We start from the raw sequence: 1,895 nt of genomic DNA on the forward strand, positions 1-1,895 counted from the left end.
CGGCTCCCTGCTTCCTCCAAGGGCACCAGCCGGACGTGCTCCCGGTGCTGCAGGCGCCCGGGCAGGCTGTCGATGTGGGGCTCGGCGACGTTGATCCGGGTGGCCGGCATCGATTCGGCGATGCCATGGGCAATGTCAATGGCGGGAGACTCACGCAGGTCGTCAATGTTTGCCTTGAACGCGAGCCCCAGGACGGCAATCTCGGAGTTCCTGGGCAAGCCGGCAAACGCGTCACGCACCTGGTCCAGGACCCAGCGCGGCTTCTCGTCGTTGACGGTCCGGGCAGCTCTGATCAAGCGCGACTCGGCAGGTGCTGCAGCGACGATGAACCAGGGATCGACGGCGATGCAGTGACCCCCGACGCCGGGTCCCGGCTGCAGGATGTCGACGCGCGGGTGGTGGTTTGCCAGCCGGATCAGTTCCCAGACGTTGATGCCCAGCTTTTCGCTGATGACCGAAAGCTCATTCGCAAACGCTATGTTGACGTCGCGGTAGGAGTTTTCCACCAGCTTGGCCATTTCCGCCGTCACGTCGTCGGTGATCAGGATCTCCCCCTGGCAAAACACCGCATACAGGTCTTTCGCGAGATCGGCGGCGCGCCGGGTGATCCCGCCAACAATCCTGTCGTTGGTGACAAGCTCGATCATGACTTTGCCGGGCAAGACGCGCTCGGGGCAATGGGCCAGGAGAATCGCGGGCCTGCCGTCGGCGCCGTCCAGCGATAGGTCCGGCCGGAGCGAGACGATGTACTCGCCCAGATGGCGGGTTGCCCCCGGGGGCGACGTGGACTCAAGGATGATCAGTTCGCCACCTTGCAACATCGGCGCGATCCCGCGTGCGGCCGCCTCGATGTAGCTCAGGTCAGCCCTCTTGTCCGCCGTGAACGGCGTCGGAACGGCGACAATGAACGCATCAGCGGCGGGCGTTTCGGTGGTTGCCTTGAGCCGGCCCTGGCTGACGGCACCGGCGACGTGGATCCCCAGGTCTGGCTCGACGAAGGGCACACGCCCCTCGTTGACTGCGTCCACCGTCCGCTGATTGACGTCAACGCCGATGACGTCAAGGCCGTTGGTTGCCAGTATCGCGGCTGTGGGCAGCCCGATGTACCCCAGTCCAATGACGGCGATGGTCCGAAAGTCAGTCAATCTGGTAACCCCTATCAAAGCGTGATGAATTCACGTGGATTGTCGAAAATTTGAATTTCGCCGTCCGTTGCGGGCTCCCCGGCCGGTACGCCCGGGCCGTTCCCCGCGCCGGGGCGGATCTGGCAGTAGTTGAACCTGTCGGCTGCGTAGATGGAGCCCTGGGAAGCCGCGACGGACGCCAGGAAGACGGTGTCCTCGCCCCGGTCCAGCGCCTCAAACGGGTGCGCCTCGAAGACCTCCCTGTGTGCAGTGATGGTTGGTCCCATCACCCGCCGGCCGAACCGGTGCTCCTGGTGTGCGGCGCGGAGCATGGTGGTCCGGCTGGAACGCAGGTGCGTGTAGTGGGACTGCTTCCCCACCACGGCCGCCCCGGAATAGCTGAGCGCGTACAGCAGATCGGCGACGTAGTTTGGCGCGTAATAGTCGGCGTCGTCCATTCTGGTGAGCACCGCACCCGTGGATGCTTCAACGCACCGGTTGAGGCACTCGCCGAGGGTCAGTGCGGCCGGGGCGGCGAGCACCTGGTACTTCGCCACGCCGTGGGCGTGCGCCAGCTCGGCGCAGAGACCGTCGGCGGCCGCAAAGCCGCGGGTCAGCACGATGAGCTCCAGGTCGACGCCGGCCTGGCCGCCGGCGGTCTGAAATATTTGGTCCAGCTGTTCCGGACGGGTTGTGCTCACCAGCGCACTGACGGAGGGAAGGGCCACAGGCCGGCATCGCTCCGGCGCGACCGCCCGGACAATGGATTCT

Annotated in this window: 1 protein-coding gene and 1 pseudogene; both read right to left on the minus strand. The window is 65.6% G+C overall.

The window, feature by feature from the left end; translation table 11 throughout:
• A partial coding sequence (wecC, locus tag LQV45_RS28965; protein WP_230010469.1) for a UDP-N-acetyl-D-mannosamine dehydrogenase occupies window positions 1–1,145 on the minus strand: 1,145 nt, incomplete at its 3' end.
• 14 nt (window positions 1,146–1,159) lie between these two features.
• Window positions 1,160–1,895, minus strand: a pseudogene (locus tag LQV45_RS28970) (glycosyltransferase); the annotation flags it as partial.

Source organism: Microbacterium sp. Bi128 (genome assembly GCF_918698205.1).